Annotated in this window: 20 protein-coding genes; 8 read left to right on the top strand and 12 right to left on the bottom strand. The window is 62.6% G+C overall.

Translation table 11 applies throughout. The annotated features are described in order from the left end of the window. Nucleotides 1-24 precede the first annotated feature (24 nt). Complete coding sequence (locus tag ABIE52_RS16565; protein WP_037132303.1) at nucleotides 25-471, top strand: MarR family winged helix-turn-helix transcriptional regulator; 447 nt, start codon at nucleotides 25-27, stop codon at nucleotides 469-471. A gap of 6 nt (nucleotides 472-477) precedes the next feature. Here ABIE52_RS16565 and ABIE52_RS16560 read toward each other — a convergent pair whose 3' ends face one another. Next, nucleotides 478-1,686 (bottom strand): macrolide family glycosyltransferase, encoded by a 1,209-nt coding sequence (locus ABIE52_RS16560; protein WP_042920301.1) that lies wholly within the window; start codon nucleotides 1,684-1,686, stop codon nucleotides 478-480. A 163-nt stretch (nucleotides 1,687-1,849) separates the two neighbouring features. Between ABIE52_RS16560 and ABIE52_RS16555 the strand changes: the two genes are divergently transcribed. Further along, nucleotides 1,850-2,140: a YiaA/YiaB family inner membrane protein gene (locus ABIE52_RS16555; protein ID WP_003945505.1), complete on the top strand. Its 291-nt coding sequence runs from the start codon at nucleotides 1,850-1,852 to the stop codon at nucleotides 2,138-2,140. Here ABIE52_RS16555 and ABIE52_RS16550 read toward each other — a convergent pair. Next, nucleotides 2,124-3,245: a sensor histidine kinase gene (locus ABIE52_RS16550; protein WP_003945690.1), complete on the bottom strand. Its 1,122-nt coding sequence runs from the start codon at nucleotides 3,243-3,245 to the stop codon at nucleotides 2,124-2,126. The two genes, ABIE52_RS16555 and ABIE52_RS16550, sit on opposite strands and share 17 nt — an antisense overlap. Further along, the gene (locus ABIE52_RS16545; RefSeq protein WP_003945526.1) at nucleotides 3,242-3,955 is read right to left on the bottom strand and encodes a response regulator transcription factor; all 714 of its coding nucleotides are present in this window, start codon (nucleotides 3,953-3,955) and stop codon (nucleotides 3,242-3,244) included. The genes ABIE52_RS16550 and ABIE52_RS16545 overlap by 4 nt, the downstream gene beginning before the upstream one ends. A gap of 216 nt (nucleotides 3,956-4,171) precedes the next feature. Between ABIE52_RS16545 and ABIE52_RS16540 the strand changes: the two genes are divergently transcribed. Further along, nucleotides 4,172-4,822, top strand: a complete 651-nt coding sequence (locus ABIE52_RS16540; RefSeq protein WP_192711983.1) for a DUF305 domain-containing protein — start codon at nucleotides 4,172-4,174, stop codon at nucleotides 4,820-4,822. 142 nt (nucleotides 4,823-4,964) lie between these two features. Next, complete coding sequence (locus tag ABIE52_RS16535) at nucleotides 4,965-7,013, top strand: heavy metal translocating P-type ATPase (protein ID WP_354541500.1); 2,049 nt, start codon at nucleotides 4,965-4,967, stop codon at nucleotides 7,011-7,013. A gap of 18 nt (nucleotides 7,014-7,031) precedes the next feature. On the opposite strand, the gene ABIE52_RS16530 is transcribed toward ABIE52_RS16535, so the two are convergent. The 4 genes from ABIE52_RS16530 to abmR all read right to left on the bottom strand — a co-directional run bounded on the left by ABIE52_RS16530 (nucleotide 7,032) and on the right by abmR (nucleotide 10,909). Then, nucleotides 7,032-7,802, bottom strand: a complete 771-nt coding sequence (locus ABIE52_RS16530) for an alpha/beta fold hydrolase (protein ID WP_058039300.1) — start codon at nucleotides 7,800-7,802, stop codon at nucleotides 7,032-7,034. A gap of 142 nt (nucleotides 7,803-7,944) precedes the next feature. After that, nucleotides 7,945-8,526 (bottom strand): hypothetical protein, encoded by a 582-nt coding sequence (locus ABIE52_RS16525; protein ID WP_228401920.1) that lies wholly within the window; start codon nucleotides 8,524-8,526, stop codon nucleotides 7,945-7,947. A gap of 8 nt (nucleotides 8,527-8,534) precedes the next feature. After that, nucleotides 8,535-10,136, bottom strand: a complete 1,602-nt coding sequence (locus ABIE52_RS16520) for an ABC-F family ATP-binding cassette domain-containing protein (RefSeq protein WP_192711985.1) — start codon at nucleotides 10,134-10,136, stop codon at nucleotides 8,535-8,537. Between the two features lie 218 nt (nucleotides 10,137-10,354). Then, nucleotides 10,355-10,909 carry an ATP-binding transcription factor AbmR gene (gene abmR, locus ABIE52_RS16515; RefSeq protein ID WP_003945732.1) on the bottom strand — a complete coding sequence of 185 codons (555 nt, stop codon included), beginning with the start codon at nucleotides 10,907-10,909 and terminating at the stop codon, nucleotides 10,355-10,357. Between the two features lie 96 nt (nucleotides 10,910-11,005). Here abmR and ABIE52_RS16510 point away from each other — a divergent pair, with 96 nt between their 5' ends. The 3 genes from ABIE52_RS16510 (at nucleotide 11,006) to ABIE52_RS16500 (ending at nucleotide 15,378) form a co-directional block, all read left to right on the top strand. Beyond that, a complete protein-coding gene (locus tag ABIE52_RS16510) occupies nucleotides 11,006-12,823 on the top strand; it encodes a penicillin-binding transpeptidase domain-containing protein (RefSeq protein WP_192711986.1) in 1,818 nt (605 codons plus the stop codon). Nucleotides 12,824-12,930: 107 nt separating this feature from the next. Beyond that, complete coding sequence (locus ABIE52_RS16505; protein WP_003945897.1) at nucleotides 12,931-14,610, top strand: NTF2-like N-terminal transpeptidase domain-containing protein; 1,680 nt, start codon at nucleotides 12,931-12,933, stop codon at nucleotides 14,608-14,610. A gap of 30 nt (nucleotides 14,611-14,640) precedes the next feature. After that, the gene (locus ABIE52_RS16500) at nucleotides 14,641-15,378 is read left to right on the top strand and encodes a sulfite exporter TauE/SafE family protein (RefSeq protein WP_003945554.1); all 738 of its coding nucleotides are present in this window, start codon (nucleotides 14,641-14,643) and stop codon (nucleotides 15,376-15,378) included. Between the two features lie 6 nt (nucleotides 15,379-15,384). On the opposite strand, the gene ABIE52_RS16495 is transcribed toward ABIE52_RS16500, so the two are convergent. The 4 genes from ABIE52_RS16495 to ABIE52_RS16480 form a co-directional block, all read right to left on the bottom strand. After that, nucleotides 15,385-16,857 carry a peptide MFS transporter gene (locus ABIE52_RS16495; RefSeq protein ID WP_003945468.1) on the bottom strand — a complete coding sequence of 491 codons (1,473 nt, stop codon included), beginning with the start codon at nucleotides 16,855-16,857 and terminating at the stop codon, nucleotides 15,385-15,387. 57 nt (nucleotides 16,858-16,914) lie between these two features. After that, nucleotides 16,915-17,292, bottom strand: a complete 378-nt coding sequence (locus tag ABIE52_RS16490; RefSeq protein WP_003945710.1) for a DUF3054 domain-containing protein — start codon at nucleotides 17,290-17,292, stop codon at nucleotides 16,915-16,917. A 64-nt stretch (nucleotides 17,293-17,356) separates the two neighbouring features. Then, on the bottom strand, nucleotides 17,357-17,905 hold the full coding sequence (locus tag ABIE52_RS16485; RefSeq protein ID WP_003945643.1) for a YceI family protein: 549 nt from the start codon (nucleotides 17,903-17,905) through the stop codon (nucleotides 17,357-17,359). Between the two features lie 78 nt (nucleotides 17,906-17,983). Further along, a complete protein-coding gene (locus ABIE52_RS16480) occupies nucleotides 17,984-19,720 on the bottom strand; it encodes a 2-isopropylmalate synthase (RefSeq protein WP_064111939.1) in 1,737 nt (578 codons plus the stop codon). Nucleotides 19,721-19,883: 163 nt separating this feature from the next. On the opposite strand from ABIE52_RS16480, the gene ABIE52_RS16475 reads away from it, so the two are divergent. Further along, a complete protein-coding gene (locus ABIE52_RS16475) occupies nucleotides 19,884-20,564 on the top strand; it encodes a FadR/GntR family transcriptional regulator (RefSeq protein WP_007734477.1) in 681 nt (226 codons plus the stop codon). Here ABIE52_RS16475 and ABIE52_RS16470 read toward each other — a convergent pair. Further along, the gene (locus tag ABIE52_RS16470) at nucleotides 20,561-21,667 is read right to left on the bottom strand and encodes a lysylphosphatidylglycerol synthase transmembrane domain-containing protein (RefSeq protein ID WP_192711987.1); all 1,107 of its coding nucleotides are present in this window, start codon (nucleotides 21,665-21,667) and stop codon (nucleotides 20,561-20,563) included. The genes ABIE52_RS16475 and ABIE52_RS16470 overlap by 4 nt on opposite strands. Between the last annotated feature and the right edge of the window lie 3 nt (nucleotides 21,668-21,670).

Genomic DNA, 21,670 nt, shown 5'->3' with positions numbered 1-21,670 from the left:
CGTTGAGGTTTTATCGTCGTGTGCATGAACAAACAAGCGATGCAGCCACCGGCCAACCAGCCGATCGGATTCTGGACCGCGCGAGCCGGTGAAGCGATTCGCGCGCGCACGCGCGGAGCACTCGAAGCGATCGGCGTCACCCAGCCGGGGTGGTGGGTCCTGCACCAACTTTCGCTGCACCCTGAAGGGGTGGAGCGCGCTGTCCTCTTGCGGACGATCGGTCCGAACGAATCCACCGACGTGATCGATGACGCCGTCGACTCTGCCCTCGAACTGGGGTGGGCGCGCGAAGACGGGTCTGTCCTTCGCCCGACTGATGCGGGCTCCGAGCAGTTCGATCGCGCCGCGCGGGTACAGCAGATGCTGCAGGAAGAGCGGATGCAGGGAATCACCGAAGAGGAGTTTGTCACCACCATCACTGTGCTGCAGCGAACCATCAAGAACGTGGGCGGCGACGCCTGGCACTGGTAGCAGACATTATCTGGGCCCGCTGCCGGGTAGAGCGGCTTCGATCAATTCGACGGCACGGGACACACCGCCCGCCGCTGCGAGTTCTTCTGCCAACTCCGCGCTGCGTCGGCGGAACTCGTCGGCGCTCACCAGAGTCAGCGCCTCACGAAGCTCTACTGCCGTGACGGTAGCGCTGTCGACGCGTACTGCGACACCGGCGTCGACGAGCGAGTCGGCGTTGCCGAACTGATCGACGGCTTGCGGCACTGCGATCATGGGTGTCCCGGTCACCAGTCCCTCGCTGGATCCGCCCATACCCGCGTGGGTCACGAACGCGTCGGCCTGCTGCAGAATCGCGAACTGCGGTACCCAACGGTGTATTTCGACGTTGTCGGGCAATGGTCCGAGATCTGAGATCTGCACCTGCTTTCCGATCTGAAGGACGACGTGCCAGCCGTCCATCTGGCCGAAAGCCTCGACGCAGGTGCGGTAGAAATCCGGATGATCGGTGAATGCTGAACCCAGCGAGATCAACAAGAGCTTGCGTTCGGGATCCGGGTTCACCCAAGGTTGACTGCTCGGTTCGAGTGCGGGGCCGACGAACGTGTAGACGTCGCAGTTCACGCGATCGGCGTTGGGCTGCATCGATTCTGCGATCAGCACGATTGCACGGGGTGGGCGTCCGGTGAACTCACGTGGATCGACCTCGACGCCTTCGGCGCGGAAGAACCGGGTCTCCCGATCGAGCAGGTCGACGCCTCTCGGATCGGAACGAATTTCGTCGTACATCGGTGCGGCGTCGGCTTCGTAACCGTCCCAGGCAACGTACGTCGGCGACAACTGGATGATGGGAACGCCCCACTGCTGAGCCAGTATTCGTGCCGGAATGCCGGCGATGTCGTAGAGAAAGAGGTCAGGGCGATCGTCTTCGTAGATTCGGCGTAGCTGCGGCAGCATCGACTCGTAATCGTCCTGGAAAATCGTCAACTGATCGATCAGATCCCCGTCCCAGCTCTTCTCGGGTTCGGCGCCGTCGGGAGAAGGGACGAGGCTGGGCAGCGTGGAGACGTACGGTGCGAATTCGGCCCCGGTCGCCTCGATGATCTCACGCATCGACTCGTCGTTGGCATAGGTGACGCGGTGACCGGCGGCGACGAGACGCGCGATGATCGCCAGGCTCGGATTGACGTGGCCCGGTGCCGGAATGCTCACCATGGCGATATGTCTGCGGGTCATCGATCACTCCTGCCGTCTGACTGTTCTGGAACAACTCCGGATACCGGACCGAGACTATCCACCAGGATGGGTAACGGCATCTGATTTTTGCCGGGGAAGTACCGTGCGCACTCGAGTAGGACTACGCATCCGAGTGCCGGGATGGGCGAGCAGACTTCGAAGCATGAGCACACCGACAACACCCTCGAAGACCACTGCAGCCTTCTATCTTCAGGCCGGAATAGCCTTTGCCGTCAGTTTTGTCGGCACCCTCCTCGGAATTGCGTATCTTCCGATCGATGCGTGGCAACGCGGATTTCTCGGAATGTCCTTGCTGTTCTTGGTCACCAGTACGTTCACGTTGGCAAAGGTGATTCGTGATCAGCAGGAGGCATCCACAGTCAGGGTTCGAGTGGACGAGGCTCGACTCGAGAAGCTGATCGCCGAGCACGATCCGTTCAAAGCGGCAGCCTGAAACCTGTCGGCAAGGTGAGGATCAGCGTGCTGCCGAGAGGTTGCTCGTTTCGGAGCGCCGACAGATCGCCGCCGTGTGCGAGCGCGAGGCTGCGCGCAATCGTGAGCCCCAAACCGGAACCGTCGGATCGATCACCGCGATGGAAACGGTCGAAGACTGATTCGAGTTGGTCTGCGGGAATTCCGTCACCGGTGTCGGTGACGGACACCGAGAGGTGGTCACCTTCCCGTGCGAGTGTCACCGTCACCGAACCTCCGCTCGGAGTGTGCCGCAACGCGTTTTCGAGCAGATTGGCGAGGATCTGTTCGATTCGTTGGCGATCGACCTCGGCCGTGATCGGTTGCGGAGACAGAGCGGTCGTCAATTCGACTCCACGCTCGGCGAAACGTGGCGCCGCTGCTGCCGTTGCGCTGCAAACGATGTCGTCGATCTTCTCATCTCGGCGATCGAGTTCGAGAGCGTGTTCGTCGGCCGCGGAGACGTCCGCCAGATCGCAAGAGAGCCGACGCAGTCTTTCGAGTTGATCGCGCATGACCGACCATGAAGAGTTGTCCGTGGGGAGGACGCCATCCTCGATGCCGTCCACGTACGCAGCCAAAGTCGATACCGGAGTGCGTAATTCGTGGGCAAGATCGGCAAGCAGGCGTTTGCGGACCCGATCCGAATGATCAAGGCGTGCCGCCATGTCGGCAAAGGCAGTTTCGAGACGCGTGAAATCTGCGTCCACGTCAGACCTGTCGATAGTCACGTCGAAGTTCCCGTCGGCGACGCTTTGCGCCGCCTCCGCGAGCGTTGTGATCGGGGCCGTGATGCGTCGGACGATGTAGACCGCGGCGATGCCTGCACCCACCAATGCGACCGCGATCCCGCACAACAGTGCGATGGTCATGGTCTGAGCGAACGCTTCTTCGGTGTGGGTACGGACATTCGAGTCTTCGATGCCGGCCATCATGAGGTGGTTGTGAAAGAGTGGGGCAGCCACGGCAATGGCAACGGCGGCGATGGCGAGGCAGGAAACGAACAGGACGACAAGCTGTGCGAGCAGCAGTTTTCCGCGTAGCCCGAGTTTCTTCATGACGACCCCGTTCATGACGACCGCGTTCATGACGACCTCAGGGAGTATCCGACGCCCCTGACGGTTCTGATGAACCGAGGATCGGTCGCGTCGTCGCCGAGTTTGCGGCGTAATGCACGGACATGGACGTCGACGATGTGTTGGTCCCCGAACCAGGGCGACCCCCACACCGAGGCGATGATGTCTGCTCGACTCCAGGCGGCGTCAGGTCGGGTAGCGAGGGCGGAGAGCAACGCGAACTCGGTGGGTGTGAGATCGACCGGGCGGTTGTCGACATGCACGGTGCGGGCGAGGACGTCGATGTCGAGACCGGGTGGCGTCGGCAGCGCTTCCGGCAGCATGCTCGACGCACGTGGCCGTCTGAGCAGTGCTTTCACTCGCGCAACCAACTCGCGGGGGCCGAAGGGTTTGACCACGTAGTCATCTGCGCCAGCTGCCAGTCCGGTCACCTTGTCCGACTCGTCACCGCGGGCGGAGAGCATCAGGACGTACGCGTCGGAAAACGTACGGATCCGCCGGCAGACTTCCAGACCGTCGAAGCCCGGGAGCATCAGGTCGAGCACGATCAGCGCGGGCTCGAATTCGCGCACCGAACGTACTGCGCTCGGCCCGTCGTGGGCGAGGCGCACGGTGAATCCTTCGCGTGTCAGATAGTTGGCGACAACCTTGGCGAGGGCAGTCTCGTCGTCGACGACAAGAACGCGCCCCGGTTCCTCGCCAGGTCGTAGTTCGGCGCTCATCAGACCGAGGTTAGTCGACTGCGTGTCTGCATTGCTGTCGCGTGGTGGTTTCCACTCGACTGTGAAGATTCGATGAAGGAAGCCTGTTCGAGCCGGTTATCGGGCTTCGCGGTGGATTTTCGCCGGTAACGTGGCAACTGTGCATGTGCAGCACTCTTGTCAAATCAATTGTGGTGCAGTGCATATCGAACAGAATCAATTCTCGGGAGTGAAAACATGTCTTTGACGGTCAGGAAGAGCGCCGCGCGGTTCGTTCCGGTTGTGGCAGCGGCAGCACTGTTGATTGCCGGATGCTCGGACAACTCCGGGGAGAGCATCAACCATTCTTCCGAAACAACCAGCGTCGCAGCACAGTCGGAGATTCCTGCGGGTGTCAATGCCGCCGACATCGAGTTTCTCGAAGGAATGTACCCGCATCACGCGCAGGCATTGGACATGGCCAGAATGGTCGACGGTCGAACCGACAATGCCGAACTTCTCTCTCTTGCAGCGCAGATAGAGGCAGCGCAATGCCCGGAGATGGCTCAGATGACCGAATTGTTGACGGAGTGGGGACGCCCCGAGCCTTCGTCGAGTTCGATGGAGGGCATGGATGAGTCGGCGCACGCGGGACACGGCGTCGGGATGGCCGAGATGCCGGGAATGATGTCGGCCGACGACATGACCGCCCTCACCGATGCCAGTGGCGCGGAGTTCGACAAGTTGTGGCTGACGATGATGATCGAGCACCACAAGGGTGCCATCACCATGTCCCAGACCGAACTCGACAACGGGCTCGACCCGTCGGCGGAGAAGATGGCAGAAGCGATCATTGCCGGTCAGCAGGCGGAAATCACTCAGATGGAAGCGATGTTGAAGGGGAGTTGAACAGGAGGCCTTGGCCGCGTGACCTTGCTCGGGTGGCTACCTGGGCATACGTTCGAGGCTGATGGCTTGACCGGTGCTGTGCTGCAATCACACGCGAGGGGATGACCGCCACATGGATCACAGTCAGATGGACCATGGCCAGATGGACCATAGCGAGATGAGCCATGGCCAGATGGAGCATGGGGCACACGGTGGTCACGGGGATCACGTCGCACAGTTCCGGACGTTGTTTGCAGTCATGCTGGTCATCGCGGTTCCGGTCGTTGCGGTAGACGCGATGTTCGCTGATCTGGTCGGGTACACACTGCCGGAAAACTCTCTGGTGGAATGGATCTCACCGGTACTCGGCACGGTGATGTACTTCTGGGGTGGCAAGCCGTTCCTCACCGGCGCTGTTGCCGAAATCCGTTCTCGGCAGCCGGGAATGATGCTGTTGATCGCGCTCGCGATCACCGTGGCCTTCTTCGCGTCATGGGCTGCGAGTCTGCACTGGGTGGATCACACTCTCGATTTCTGGTGGGAGCTCGCGCTTCTGATCGTGATCATGTTGTTGGGCCACTGGATCGAGATGCGTTCGCTCAGTCAGACATCGAGCGCCTTGGATTCACTTGCCGCTTTGCTGCCCGACGAGGCAGAACGGGTGGTGGGGGAATCGGTGGAAACCGTGCCCACCGCAGCTCTGGCGACCGGCGACCTGGTGATAGTTCGTCCCGGCGCCCGTGTTCCCTCGGACGGAACGGTGGTCGAGGGAAGCGCCGACATGGACGAATCCATGATTACAGGCGAGTCGAAGACCGTCCGCCGGACTGTCGGAGATCAGGTGGTGGCCGGCACGGTAGCCACCGACTCGGCACTTCGGCTTCGAGTCACCGCCGTGGGAGAAGACACCGCGCTCGCCGGTATCCGGCGCCTGGTCGAACAAGCCCAGAACTCGTCGAGTCGCGCGCAGGTGTTGGCGGACAAGGCCGCTGCTCTGCTGTTCTGGTACGCACTGGGCGCGGCAGTGCTGACCGCGATCGCCTGGAGTATCTGGGGCACCCCGGAGAGCGCAGTCACCCGGACGATCACCGTTCTGGTGATCGCCTGCCCGCACGCGCTCGGGTTGGCGATTCCACTGGTCGTCTCGATCGCGACGGAACGGGCGGCTCGGGCTGGGATCTTGATCACCGACCGCATGGCCCTCGAGGCGATGCGTAACGTAGACACCGTTCTCTTCGACAAGACCGGCACTCTCACCAAGGGGGAGCCCGCAGTGGTCGGTGTACGCGGTGTCGACGGGTATTCCGATGACGACGTTCTCAGCGCAGCGGCTGCCGTCGAGTTCGACAGCGAACATCCACTCGGGCGCGCCGTCGTCGCGGCGGCGCGGGAGTTGTCGCTCGAATTCACTTCGGGTTCCGACTTTCAGGCGCACAACGGGATCGGGGTTGCTGCGGACGTCGCCGGTGCACACGTCGGTGTCGGCGGACCGGGGATGCTGCGATCGGTCGGGGCCACCGCGATCCCGGGGACCGAAGAGTGGCTCAGTGACGGGTCGACCGTCCTGCATGTAGTGCGTGACGAGAAGGTAATCGGCGCATTGGCATTGGCCGACGAGATTCGCCCGGAATCAGCATTGGCCGTCGACGCCCTCCATGCTCGCGGTGTGCGGGTGGCCATGGTCACCGGAGACGCGGAGGCCGTGGCCCATTCGGTGGCTCGCAGGCTCGGGATCGACGAAGTTTTCGCCGAAGTGCTTCCGCAGGACAAGGGAGCGCAGGTATCTCGGCTTCAGGCTGCGGGCCACCGCGTGGCGATGGTCGGTGACGGGGTCAACGATGCGCCGGCACTCGCCCAGGCGGATGTGGGCATCGCGATCGGTGCCGGAACCGACGTGGCGATCGCGTCGGCGGGAGTTGTTCTGGCCAGCGATGATCCGCGTTCGGTGAGCTCGGTCATCGAGCTCTCCCGCGCCACCTACCGCAAGATGGTTCAGAACCTTTGGTGGGCAGCGGGATACAACGCGATCTCGGTTCCCCTCGCTGCGGGAGTACTGGCGCCCGTCGGGTTCGTGCTGCCGATGGAGGTCGGAGCAATCCTGATGTCGGTATCCACTGTGGTCGTTGCCGCGAATGCCCAGTTGTTGAGGCGCTTGGACTTGCGGCAACCACCGGTGACCGCGTTGGAGTCGAGAGTGCTCACATCGCAGTAGCGAGAGGTTGAAGGCGGACTACTGTCGGCTCAGGAACGGAATGAGCGCACGCAGTACAGCATCGGAGTCTGCGACTGCGCTTGCGTGGTCAGCCCCTTCGATCACAGTCAAGGCACTGTCCGGGATCAGCGACGCGAGATGCTCGGTATCCGGCAGGCGCTCGCGATCTCTCGATCCGACGAACAACAACGCCGGTGTGGTGATCCGTTGCAGCACGGCGTCGTCGATGCCGTGCTCCTTCTCTGCGCGGCGCATGTAGGCAGCGAGCGCGATGGCATCATTGATTCGGAAGGCAGTCGCGGTCTGAGGATCCACCGGTTTGCCGCGCCTCACGCCCCAACCGGTCAGAAATCCCTCGATACCGCCGCTTTCGAGTACGTCGATGCAACCCGGGAAGAACAATGCGTCGAACGCGCCCGTCATCGGTCGGCTGCTACCGCCCCCGACGGTCAGCGATCGCACCCGTTCGGAGTGCTCGACTGTCAGCGACATCACCGAACGTCCGCCGAACGAGTATCCGAGGACGTGTGCCGGCTCGAACGGAGACTCCGTGTCGAGGATCTCCAGGAGATCGCCGACCACCAGATCCATTGCATACGAATCGGAGTCGTGTGGTTTGTCACTGCGTCCGTGACCCCGCATGTCGACGAGGATCAGACGATATTGCTCCTGAAGTGCCTTGACGTACCCGAAGCCACGCCAGATGGAGCGCGACAACGCTGTGCCGTGCACCATCAACAGGGGTGGGCCATCGCCCACGATCTGATAGGTGATCCGCGCACCGTCCACCGGATTTCTCACGTCGTGCAACACCCGTCCAGTATGGGTGCCAGTTGCTACGCACGTGAACTCGAGTAGTCGTCCGGTCCCATTCGACGGATGGCGTGGACTCTCACGAACAGTCGGGCCGTCAACTCGGCCTCCCCCAGAGCTACCGGTCACTGCCCGGCGGGGCAGTACCCACTGTTCCAAGCAATGCATCGGTGGAGGGGTCTGCAGTGCTGACGCCTGCGGCTATGCCCCGAATCAGAGCCTCGAAATCAGCGGCGACGATGGTGACCTCCTCGAACTCCGGCTCTCCTCCACGGACAACCTGACCGTCGGGTGCGAGCGCCAAGTATTCGTACCCATTGCGGACCGACAGCAGGACCGGGAGGTGAGTGGACCAGAAGGCGTTGATCGCCGCGCGTTCCGCCGGCCCGGAAGCGACCGCCAGGCTCTCGTGCCGGAACGCATTCCAGGGAAACGCCTCATCGCTGACGCCAACGCCACCGGCATAGTTCTCCGCCGAGAGAAACCACACCTGGTCGTCGGAACTGGCAAGTACGGAGAAGGAACTCGCCCACACTACGAGTTGGTCACAACCGCCGACCAGTGGTTGCGGAACTGGGGCAGAGGCCGATCGAGTAGGTTCTTCGCGAACCCAACCTGCGAGCGACAGCGCGGCGGTTGCGTCGAGGTGAAGGCACATCGCCCCACGGTAGGCCAGACCGTCGAGCACCGATAGCGTCAACCGTCGGCCTACTCGGGATCGATGTCTCGAATACCATTCTCGTCCATGCTGATCCACCGCGTTATGCCGATGCCGCGAAGGAACGGCAGATCGTGACTCACCACCACCATGGCGCCGCGAAAATCGGAAAGTGCCTGCGTGAGGTGGGCGAGACTCGGTAGGTCCAGGTTGTTGGTCGGCTCGTCGAGAAGAAGCAGCTGGGGCGCGGGCTCGGCCAGCAGGATCGTGGCTAACGCCGCACGCAATCGTTCACCGCCGGAGAGTGCGGATGCCGATACGTCGGAATCCGTTCCCCGGAAAAGGAACCGTGCCAACTGCCCGCGAATTTCCTCGGCTGTCGCGTGTGGCGCGGCCAACGCGACGTTGTCCGCCACCGAGAGGTCCTCGTCGAACACGTCGAGACGTTGGGGGAGCGCACGAGAGGCTACGAACGGAGTCGACGCGGCGAGTGCATCGAGCAACGTCGTCTTGCCGATTCCGTTGCGTCCCACTATCGCAATCCGCTCCGGCCCGGTGATCTGGAGCGATACCACTTGGCCGCTCCGCAACGTCACCTCGTCGAGCCGCGCAACCTGCTGCCCCGGATGAACCTCTGTAGCAGGCAGATCCAGACGAATCTCGCGATCGTCTCGAAGGAGTTCCTCTGCCTCCGACAGGACAGACTTGGCCTCGTCCACCTTCCCGATATGGTTGAGGGCCAGCTTTCCCGCCGAAACTTGGGCCTGACGTTTTCGTGTCTGCGCGATGATCGGCGGCATCCGCTTGTTCTCGAACATCTTCTGCCCATAGCGCTTACGTCGGTCCAGTTTCGTTCGAGCGTCGATCAGCTCGCGGCTCTGCTTTGCCAGATCGGCCTTGGCGTCGCGAACGGTGGCGAGTGCGTTTTCCTGCTCAGCGGTCACGACCTCCTGGTAGTGCGAGTAGTTGCCGCCGAACACGCGTAGATCCCCCCGACGTAGTTCGATCGTGTACTCCGCGGTGTCGAGCAGTTCCCGGTCGTGGCTGACGATCAGCACGGTTCCCGGAAACTGTTGGACTGCAGCATGAACTCGTGATCGAGCGTCACGGTCCAGGTTGTTGGTCGGCTCGTCCAGGAGCAGTACCTGTGGATTCTTCAGCAGCGTTGCGGTCAGGCCGAGTAAGACGGTCTCTCCGCCGGAGAGGGTGCCGACAGTTCGGCTCAATGCTGCGGTATCCGGAACCACCTTCTCGAGGCCGAGTCGATGCAAGGTGGAGAGAGCGCTCTCCTCGATATCCCAGTTGTTGTCCACGAGCGCAAAGTCGGATTCGGAGCCGTCGCCGGTTTCGATGCGGTGCAAAGCGTTTCGGAGTTCGTGGATACCGAGGATGTCATCCACCCGAACGCTCGGATCGAGTGTGATGTCCTGACGGAGGTAGCCGACCTCGCCGGAAGCGGTCACGGATCCGGATTCCGGTGAGAGCTCTCCTGCGATCAATCGCAGCAGAGTCGACTTTCCCGATCCGTTGAGTCCCACGAGACCGACACGGCCACTGGGGAATACAAAATTGGTGTGGGAAAAGACTGATTCGCCGTCCGGCCAGATGAAGGTGAGATCCGAGAGCGACAGAGAAAGATGGGATTGGGTCATGAGTACTCCAGAGGGTGCTTGGACTGTGCGCCCGGCTCAGCAAGTGCTGATGGGTGCGAGTGCCTTCGCGTGATGAACCTCTAGAGGAGCAACGGCCCGTTTCCTGTTCTGTCGGGAATGATTCGTGTTCCAGGTTAGTACACTCGAACGGTCCCGTGCAATCGAATTATTCTGTGCTGTCGGTCTCGTCAGTGTTCGGTGCTCAGATTTTCGGGCCTTCAGATTTTCGGACCCTCGGATCGGAGGTCGTCGACCTTCGACATCGCTTCGCGGAGTTCGGTGAGCCATTGTTCGCTGTGCTTGCCCGCCAACCGGACTGTCCACATGAGGGCGTCCGCTCGCGAACGAGCAACACCCGCGTCCACCAGAGTGTCGAGAACCTTGCGTTCGGGCTGACGTAGTCGTGTCATCACCGGAACTGCGAGATGTGTGAACAGGACGGTCTTTTCGTCCAGACGTACACCCCAGGCGACCTTGCGCCCGTAGCGAGCCTCGGCCTCGTCGGCGATGCGCATCCGGTCGGCGCGCGTGGTTTCGCGAAAGCGTGAGATCCTTCCGTCCGCGGCGGCCTCGCCACCGTCGACTGCCGGGAGTTCACCGATCACGACGATTTCTTCGCGGTCGACCTGGACGTCGGCCGTTCCGGTGAACCAGTCATCTGGAAGTCGACCGGCAAACCAGTCGGACGCATCACTCGCGTCGGGAACCGACGCCTGTTGCCAACCTCCGGGACGGCCGAACCTGCGGTCGCCGGAGTTTTGTGAGTTCTTCATGGCGTTCTCCTCGGAGAGCTGGTGGAGTGTGGCGTGCGGTTATTGCACTGATTACATGATTACACCGATAGTCGAACTGGCGCCACAAATTCGGGCATGATCGGAGTCGTGCGCCTTTCACACGCTCGTCAGAGCTTCCGAACTTTCCGTCGTCCCGTGGCTGCCGTGGCTCTGGGGGTATTGGCCGCAGGATCGGTAGTTGCCTGCAGTTCTGGCCCTGACCAGCCGAAATCAGTGGCAGAGGAGTTCGCCTCCGCGCTCACGTCCGATGACGTGCAAGCGGCGGCAGCCCTGACCACCGATCCGGCGGCGGCGTCGACTGCGATTTCGGCTCTGATCGACGGGCTGGGCAAGGACGAGGGAACATTCACCGTCTCCGACGCCACCGAGTCCGGTGATTCTGCGGGGACGTTCACACTCGATGCGGCGTGGAAGTTCGGTGAAGGTCAGGACTGGAACTACTCGACGCAGGGAAACGCGTCGAAAAGCGGGGACAACTGGCTGATTCAGTGGGACCCGGCGCTGTTGGCTCCGGACCTGACCTCCTCGACGACCTTGCGCTACACACCCACCACCGGTGCTCCGCCGTCGGTGCTGGACGCGGCGGGCCAGCCGATCATGGAGCAGCAGGTGGTGACGCTGGTCAATCTCGATTCCGCCGCGGTGCCCCCGGTGGACACGGCAGCCGTGGCGGCCCTTCTCTCGCCCGTCGCACCGACGATCACGGCGGCATCGCTGAGCGGCGATCTTGCGTCGGCAAGTGGGAAGCCGGTCACCGCAATCACTTTGCGGGCCGAGGATCTTGCACCGATCGAGGAGAGGTTGGCGGCGATTCCCGGAGTGAGCTTGGCGCCGCAGGCTCGGTTGCTCTCGGTGGACAAAACTCTGGCGTCGCCGACTTTCAGTGGGTTGTCCGATCTGTGGCAGGAGGGGCAGGACAAGTCCGCGGGCTGGGCGGTACAGCAGGTGAAGCAGAACGGAACCGTCACCACCGTCGCCGGCCAAGACGGGCCGGTTGCTCCGAACATCGCGACAACGATCGACCGACCGATGCAACTCGCGGCCGAGAATGCGCTCGCCGGGGTGACACAACAGGCGGCGATCGTTGCGCTGCAGCCGTCGACCGGAGCGGTGTTGGCGGTGGCCCAGAACGCCCCCGCCGACGCACAGGGCCCGATCGCTCTGACCGGCCTGTACCCACCGGGTTCGACGTTCAAGACCGTGACGACGTCCGCGGCCCTGCAAGCCGGCGTCGCTACACCGGACACCGTTCTGCCGTGCCCGGGTACCGAGAACATCGAGGGCCGTCAGATTCCCAACGACGACGAGTTCGACCTCGGATCGGTTCCGCTGCACACCGCGTTCGCGAAGTCGTGCAACACCACAATGGCGAGGATGGCCGTCGGTCTGCCCGCCGATGCTTTGCACAAAGCGGCGCTGCAGTTCGGGCTCGGCGTCGACTACGTCACCCCCGGACTCACGACGGTGACGGGCAACGTCCCTGACGCGAACACCCCCGCCGAACGCGTCGAGTCCGCGATCGGACAGGGCACGGTGACCGCCACGCCCTTCGGGATGGCTCTCGTGGCGGCCTCGATCGCCAACGGAACGACACCCGCGCCGATGTTGGTCAAGGGACAGCCCGGCGTGGCAGATCAGACCGTTGCACCGGCTCCCGCGGAGGTGACCGAACAGTTGCGGGTGATGATGCGCGAGACCGTCACCGGCGGTACGGCGACGTCGTTGCAGGACATTCCGGGGCTTCTCGGCAAGACCGGCACGGCCGAAACCGAGGGTGGCCCGGCACATGGGTGGTTTGTCGGAATCAAGGGAGACCTCGCATTTGCGGTATTCATCGCGGGTGCGGACAGCTCTTCGCCTGCAGTGCAGGTAGCGGGCACTTTTCTGCGCTGAAACCTGTTTTCCGTTGCAGTTGGATCACACCGTCGTAGCTCAACCGTGACACGTTCGTAGGCATCCCGTGCTTGTTACTCGTGTGACAGAAGTAAAGAGTTACATGCATGGGGCCCGGAGGACAGCACAACCGTCGTGGAAAATATGTCGTTGCGTCGATAACTGCTGTCGTTCTGACAGTGGCGCTCGCGTCGTGTGTCATCGGTGGGGAGAAGAAATCCGACGCCGCCTCGGTGGTGGAGGACTTCGTCACCGCCCTCAACAACCACGACGCCGAAGCTGCCGCGGCGCTCACGTCGTACCCCAACGCGGCGCGGCCGTCGATCCAGCAGATGTTCGACGGACTGGCCGCCAAGTCCACCGACTTCGACGTCGCTCAGGTCATGGATCTGGGTAGCGACTCCGGACTCTTCACACTCGACGCGTCCTGGAACTTCGGCGAAGGCAAGGACTGGAGCTACCAGTCGCAGGGTGAGGTTCGTGATCTGTCGGTCGGCTGGCGTGTGTCCTGGGACCCGTCGGTCCTCGTCCCCGACCTCGGCAACGGTCGCACCGTTTCGTACACCCGCACGGACGCAGCGCCGCCGAAGGTAGTCGACAGCACCGGCACCCTGCTCATGAACGAGCAGACCATCAACGCGATCACTCTTGACCCGGCCACCATGCCGGACCCCGTCGACACCACTCGTCGCCTCGCCACGGTGCTCGAACCTGTCGCACCGTTGGTCACTTCGGAGTCGATGTTGGCCGACCTCGCCGCAAACCCCGGCAAGCCCGTCACCGCCGTACTGCTCCGCGATCCCGACTACGCCTACCTGGAAAGCGATTTTGCGATCCCCGGTGTCGTCGTGGTCAAGACACCCAAGCTGATCGCCTCCGACCGTCGCATCAACTCGCCGTTGCTGGACCCACTGCGGACCGTGTGGCAGGCCAATCGCGACGCCACCGCCGGCTGGGCGGTCAATCTGGTCGAGCCCAACGGATTCCCGATCAAGCAAGCCGGCTTCCAGGGACCTCCCGGCCCCGACGTCGCCGCGACCCTCGACTCGCACGCTCAACTCGCCGCGATCGAAGCTGTCGTCAGTGCAGGTACTCCTGCGGCCATCGTCGCGATCCGCCCGTCGGACGGCGCCATTCTGGCTGCCGCACAGAACAATCAGGCCATCGAACAGGGCCCGATCGCCTTCACCGGGTTGCGCCCGGCCGGCGGTGCCCTCGATCTGGTCCGTCTCGCATCGTCGATGCAGAACGGCGTCGACCCCGGCGCCGTGTCAGCCGAGCAGTTGGCCGACACCGGGCAGCAACTCGGACTCGGCAACGGCTTCCACATTCAGGGACTCGAACAGCAGACAGCAGTGCTTGCCGCGAACCGCCCCGGCGTGGACCAGGCGATGAACAACGTCATGGCCAACAAGACGTCCAACGACGCGAGCGCGCCGACGGTAACTCCGTTCGGAATGGCGATGCTCGCGGCATCGATCGCCCGCGGCAGTGCCCCGATGCCGATGATGGTCTTCGGACAACCGGCTACCGCCGACGTCACGCCGACGGCATTGCCCGGCGACGTCAACAATCGTCTGCGTGACGCCATGCGAGGCGCCGGCGGACTGGCTGGGTACCCGGACATGATGGCGGCCGGTGCAGCGAGCGGTGACGATCGCTGGTTCTACGGATCACGCGGAGACTTCGCATTCGCAGTGTTCGTCGCAGACGCCGACGGCGGCGATCGAGCAATGCAGATGACGGACAAGCTCTTCCAGGAACTCGGCAAGCCTGCCGACAAGTAGTACCGGGCACCGCGAGTAGATTCCTGGTTCGTGAACCTGCTCGATTTCCTTTTCCTCGTCGTAGCGGGATTCTTCAGCGGTCTAGTCGGTTTTGTCACCGGTCTTGCATCGATCGTTTCGTATCCGGCGCTGCTGAGCGTCGGGCTCTCACCGGTCAGCGCGAACATGACCAATACCGTCGCGTTGGTGGCCGTCGGCGTCGGAGCGTTGGCGAACTCGTCCCGTGAAGTTGCCGATACCGGTCCGAAACTTGTTCGCTGGTCTCTCTATTCGGCGGCCGGTGGCATCATCGGTGCCCTCATCCTGTGGCTGGCACCGGAAGGCTCGTTCGAATCCGTTGTGCCGGCGATGGTCGTGTTCGCCTCGCTCGCGCTGCTGCTGCAACCGAAGATTCGTGAGTTGTCCGGCGGCGGTGACCGCCCCGGAATCTACTCCGCAGCACTGTTCGCCGTCGCGGTTTACGGCGGCTATTTCGGTGCCGGTGCCGGAGTCATCTTCCTGGCTGCGACGCTCATCCTCACTTCCGAAACGGTGTGGCGTGCAACGATCCTGAAGAGTTTCTTTCTCGGCATCGCCAATCTTGTGGCTGCACTCATCTTCGCCTTCTCCGGACAGGTGCATTGGGTGGCCGCGTTGGCGATGGCGCTCGGCGCGTTGGCCGGAGGTTGGTGTGGCCCGCCCGTCGTCAAGAAAATCCCGCCATCGGTACTGCGTGTGGCAGTAGCGATAGCGGGATTCGTGTTGGCTCTGTGGTTGTGGGTGAAGTGAGCCCGTCTACTTCACGCCCTGCATCAGCTTCTTGATCCACGGCGAGGCAAGAGCAAGAATCACTCCGATTCCGATCGACGAGAAACCGATGATCAGGAAGAACGGGCGACTGTCGTCGATGTCGAAGTAACCGGCCAAGGTTCCCGCCATCGAAGAACCCAATGCAACGGACAAGAAGAACAACGCCACCATCTGAGTGTGGAAATGCTCGGGCGCGAGTTTGGTTGCAAGGGAAAGGCCGACGGGGGACAGGAAGAGTTCGGCGAAGGTGAAGAGCAGAAGCACACCGGCAAGGCCGAGGAGCGGTGCACTGTTCGGTCCGCCCCCGGTGATCGGGATGAACGCCAGGAACGCCAGACCCATCGTGCCGGTACCGAGCGCGAACTTGATCGGCGACGACGGCTGACGGTCACCGAGTTTGGTCCACATCGCTGCGAACACCCCGGCAAAGATGATGATGAACACCGGATTGATCGACTGTACCCACGTCGGCGGGAAGTCCCAACCGAAGAGATTGCGGTCCAGGAGCTTGTCTGAGATCACCGGCACGGTGGTGAACTGCTGCTGAAACAGCGACCAGAAGGCCGCGCTCGCGATGAACATCGGGATGAACGCAAAGACTCGACTGCGTTCGACCTTGGTGACCTTCTTGCTGGTGAGCATGAGGAGGAAGTAACCGACCGACGCGACGATCGTGAGTCCGACAACGACGTCGGACATGTTGTCCGCCGTGATCAAGCCGGTGACGGAGGCGACCGCGACGACGACGATCGCGGCAATGCCGATCCCGATGTAGAGTGCGCGCTTGTCCGCGGGCAACGGGTTGCCTGGTTCGGCACCGATTCCGTGAAGATGCTTGCGGCCCAGCGTGTACTGGATCAGGCCGAGCGCCATGCCGACGGCAGCGAGAGCAAAACCGGCGTGGAATCCCCAGGCGTCCTGGACGGCTCCGGTGAGCAGCGGACCGACAAGACCGCCGATGTTGATGCCCATGTAGAAGATGGAGAATCCGGCGTCGCGGCGAACATCCTGTTCGGAATAGAGATCTCCGACCAGAGAGGTCGCATTGGCCTTCAAGCCGCCGCTGCCGAAGGCGACCATGACGAGGCCGACGCCGACACCCCACATGCCGGGAAGAACCGACAGTGCGATGTGGCCGGCCATCACCAGCGAAGCACTGTAGAAGAGCGTGCGCTCGGAGCCGAGCAGTCGGTCGGCCACCCACGCCCCGAGAATCGTCGACAGGTAGACGGTGCCGCCGTACGCGCCGACGATGCTGGTCGCTGCCGCCTGGCTGATGCCGAGGCCGCCGTCGCTGACGCTGTAGTACAGGTAATAGATGAGGATGCCTTGCATCCCGTAGAAGGAGAACCTCTCCCACATCTCGACGCCGAACAGGTTCGCCAGCGCAAAGGGTTGGCCGAAGAACCCCCGGTCTTCCTTCTCGCTACGTTCGACGGGCTCCGTAGTGTTGCTCATCCGAAAAGTGTCCTACGTGCTCGGGCATTTCGGGTGGTTCCGAGCCGTGGAGTTTGGTTACGACTTGGTGCGGATTTTCACTACCAGCGGAGCGAGTGCGCGCCAACCGAGAAGGAACGCGCCGAGGACCAGCGTCGCGACGACGATGAAGCTGAACTGGGTGCCCTGGCCACTCAACACTCGCAGGATCATCCCGATGACGACGGCGCCGAGCCAAACGACAACGCCGGTGGGAACAAGGAGAACGGCGTTGAACTTGTCGCGGTAGAGCGCGAACGTGGCAGCCCATCCGATCACCAGGCCGGTCAGGAAGGGCCAGGATGTCTTCGCCAGACCGGCGAGCGCATTGGCTTCTTCGTGGGTACGGCGCCCTATCGCGCAGAAGATTATGACAAGAATGGCGTCGATCAGCAGGAATGGTGCGTACTTCTTCACGCTCACACCATACGACTGTGCGCCTTTATTAACCGCGGGCGGTTAATAAAGGCGCACAGTGCTGTTAGGCCTGGAGGCCGGCTTCGATCTCGAGGGTGATCGTGATCTTGTCGCCGACAACTGCTCCGCCGCCTTCGAGGGGCATCTCGATGGAGATGTCGAAGTCCTTGCGGTTGATGACGGTGGTGGCCTCGAATCCGGCGACGGGGCCCTGGCCCATGCCCGGGTTGACGCCGTTGAACTCGAGGTTCAGCTCGACCTCGCGGGTGACGCCGTGGAGCGTGAAGTCGCCGGCGAGGACGAAGTCGCTGCCCTTGGATCGCACTGCGGTGGACTTGAAGGTGGCCTTCGGGAACTTCTCGACGTCGAAGAAGTCAGCGGACTTGATGTGGCCGTCGCGCTGCTCGTTCTTGGTGTTGATGGAGTCCACGGAGATCTCGGCCTCGACGGCAGGGGTTCCGTCTTCGGCAACGGTGATCGTTCCGGAGAACTCGTCGAACGTTCCACGAACCTTGGAAACCATGAGGTGGCGAACCGAGAATCCGACAGTGGAGTGGACGGTGTCGATGACCCAGGTTCCGGCGGTCAATGCGGGCAAGGTTGCGGTGGTCATGGAAGCTCCTGAATAAGTAGTTGAATGTTCAAGTTCTTGTAGCTTCAACTATGGACCCCGGGAAATCCTTCCGCAAGATCATGTGAGCTGCATCACAGTGTTTGTGCTTGCGCCATAGACCGCGTGAAGCGCCGACGCTGTCACCGACTGATGCACCGCAATGCCCCAGCGTCCTTCACCGTTCACCACGCACTCTGCAATGGTGACTGCCGAATTCGCACTCCCGGAAGAATTCGGGTTGCGGGGCAGTGAATGCTGGGTGAGCGAGACGACCTCGACAGCCGAGCCCTGTTCGGTCAGGATTTTGCTCAATGCCTCGACTGGGCCGGACGCACTGGCCGCGGCGGTGACCTCGCGCCCGTTGCGATCGATGGCAACGAACAACTGATCACCGTCGGCGGTGTGTTCCAGTGAGTACCGACGCACTCCTCCGTTGTACCCGTACTCGCGCAGCAGCAGTCTCCACAGTTTGTCGGCAGTCATTTCGGTGCCCGAGTCGTCGGTTTCGAGCTGCACCCGCGAGGCGAAGTCGATCTGCAGGCGCCGGGGGAGTTCGACCCCGTACTCGGTCTGCAGCAGATATGCGATTCCGCCCTTGCCCGACTGGCTGTTCACACGAATGACCGCCTGGTAGTCGCGGCCGACGTCGGCGGGGTCGATCGGCAGGTAGGGGACCGCCCACGGCGCCGATCCCGGATCGACGCCGGCAGCCTCCGCGCTCTCGTAGTGATGCGCGAAGCCCTTCTTGATCGCGTCCTGGTGGGTTCCGGAAAATGCCGTGTACACGAGATCGCCGCCGTACGGGTGGCGCTCGTGGACGGGAATTCGGTTGCAGTACTCCACCGTTCGACGGATCTTGTCGATGTCGGAGAAGTTGATTTCCGGATCGACGCCCTGTGCATGCAGATTCAGCCCCAGTGTGACCAGGTCGACGTTGCCCGTCCGCTCGCCGTTGCCGAACAGGCATCCCTCGACGCGCTGTGCGCCGGCCAGCACTGCCAGTTCGGCGCACGCAACGCCGGTGCCGCGGTCGTTGTGCGGGTGGACCGAGAGGATCACCGAATCGCGTCGGGCCAGATTCTGGTGCATGTATTCGATCTGATCGGCATAGATGTTGGGGGTGGCGATTTCGACTGTGGCAGGGAGGTTGTGGATGACCGGGCGATCGGGACTGGCGTCCCAGAGTTCGGTGAGACTGTTGCAGACCTGCAGGATGTAGTCGGGTTCGGTGAGGTTGAAGACCTCGGGTGAGAACTCGAATCGCCAGCCGTCGTGGCCTTCGCCGCCACGAGCAACGTCTTGCGCGGCGCGGAAAATCATGTCGTGCAACTCTTCTCGCTCCTTGCCGAGAACGACGTTTCTCCACGTCGGCGCAGTCGCCGTGTACATGTGGACGACCGCGTCAGGCAGCCCCTCGATCGATTGATACGTCCGTTCGATCAAATCCGTACGCGCGGCAGTGAATACGACGATAGTGACGTCGTCGGGAACGAGATCGAAGCGCACCAGGTCGCGAACGAAATCGAAATCGGTCTGACTCGCGGAGGGGTAGCCGACCTCGATTTCCTTGTAGCCGATTGCCACCATCAGTTCGAACATTCGACGCTTGCGTTCGGGGTCCATCGGTTCTGCGAGGGCTTGGTTGCCGTCACGCAGATCGACGGGCACCCACAGGGGCGCCGCGGTCGTGCGATTGGACGGCCACGTCCGCTCGAAAGTCGGAATGTCGACGCGATCCCACGCGGCGCGATAGCGCTCGGACGGCATGGGTGACGGCTTCTGGTTGTTCCAGCGGTTGGCGCGGGTAGTACTCATCTTTGGTTTCTCCTGCGGTCGAGTCGAGAGACCGGCATGGCGAAACCCCGCGGAGGGGTGCCGGTCTTTCAGGCCCCGCCGCGGCAGTCGAGAAGGAGTGCTCCTGTAGCCATGCGGGCTACACTAGAACGAAATTACTTATCAGACAACCTGAGGAGTTCACGTGTCCCCGATCGTCGAGCGTCGGCTGCTCACCGACCAGGCCGCGGAGTTGCTACGCGCGCGGATCGTGAGCGGTGAATGGGAAGTCGGCGCCAAACTTCCAGGTGAAACCACTCTTGCTGCGCAGTTGGGTATCGGGCGGTCCACTATCAGGGAAGCAGTGCGGACTCTCGCGGGCCTCGGCATGCTCGAATCGCGGCAGGGCGCCGGGGTCTTCCTACGGAGTACGACGCCTCCGGATCAGTGGCCCCGAGTGCTCGAAGCCGAGGCGATCCTTCACGTCGTCGAGGTGCGCAACGCGGTCGAGATCGAAGCAGCTCGCCTCGCTGCGCAGCGGCGCGATGCCGTTGACGTCGCGGCTCTGCGGCAAGCGCTCGACGGTAGAACTGCCGCAGCGCACTCTGGCGACGCAGCGTTCGTCGACGCCGACATCGCCGTCCACCGAGCAGTGGTGGACGCGGCACACAATCCCGTGCTGTCGGAACTCTTCGAGACCTTTGTACCGCGTCTGCGGGCTGCGTTGATCGAGTTGATCGCGGTTCTGGACCTGCATCCCCACAGCCAGCCCGACGCGGACGAACATCGAATGTTGGTGGACGCCATCGAAGCCGGCGACGCGGAGGCAGCCGTTCGGATCAGCCGGGCACACCTCGACGACATGGCGGCAGCGTTGCGACGCTAGACGCCCGGCTGTTCGCGGCGTTCGAACTCGAGGTCCATCTCGAGGTCTTCGTGGTGGGTTGCACGGAAAGTGATCAAGAAGACGATCCAACCGACGACAGCGACCATGACGAGGCTGACCATCCGATACACGAACACCGACGCGATTGCCTGCGCTCCGCCGGCCCCTGCGATCGTCAGCGCGGTGACCAGAGCAGCGTCGACGTAACCCAGCCCGCCGGGAACCAGCGGAATGCTGCCGACTGCTTTTGCGGCGGCGAAAGCGATCAGGAGCCCAGCAAAAGAGGGCTCCGCGCCAACAGCCCAACATGCGAAACCCAAACAAGCGACATCGGCGACACGATGGATGGCCGACCACCCGAATGCGATGACCGAGTCGGTGCGGCTGAGCTCGACCGTATCCAGTTGCTTCAGGATCTCGGACCAGCGTCGCATCCCGTGGCCGAGCGGATTCTTGCGAATTCGGTTGTAGCGGGCTAGGACTCGATGCCCGATTCGCTCGATACTGCCGGGATTCTGGGCTATGTATCGCAACGCCAGGAACAGTGCCGCCATGCCGATGATCGAGATCGTGAGCGTTATAGGGCTGACCTTGGTGCCGAAGGCAAACGCGCCCGCGGCACCCAACAGCGCCAAATTCGCCGCAGCGATCACTCCACACACCGCCAACTGCCAAGACGCGACAACTGGTGTAGCGCCCCACTTCCGAGTCTGCTTGTAGGTGAATGCGGTCGAGAAGACCTGGCCGGCTGGCAACGTCAGCGCCATCGCGGTGCTGGCGTAGATGACCGAGAGGTTCTTGAGGTGACCGGCAATCACACCGGCGGCATTGAGAAGACGTTGCTGAACGGACGCGTATCCGCTGAGCGAAATGAGTTGCGCCGCGACGCACGCGGCCACCCAACCCCAATGGATTTCGGTCAAGGCTTGCCAGGACTCACTGAGCTTGGACCACAGAATTGCACCTTCGACGATCAGAAGAGCGATCAGAGCCACCCCGAGCAGCCACTTCAGCCACCAGAAGCGCCCTCTGACCCGACTGGTCTCGGCCACGGGCGAGCGTGGTCGTCTCAGTCGCCGTGGGGTGTTTCCAGGCTGAGCCATCGA

The organism is Rhodococcus sp. OAS809 (assembly GCF_040546695.1).
GTDB lineage: Bacteria > Actinomycetota > Actinomycetes > Mycobacteriales > Mycobacteriaceae > Rhodococcus_F > Rhodococcus_F qingshengii.
The sequence above is the reverse complement of the archived record's forward strand: the minus strand, read 5'-3'. Positions and strand labels throughout refer to the sequence as shown.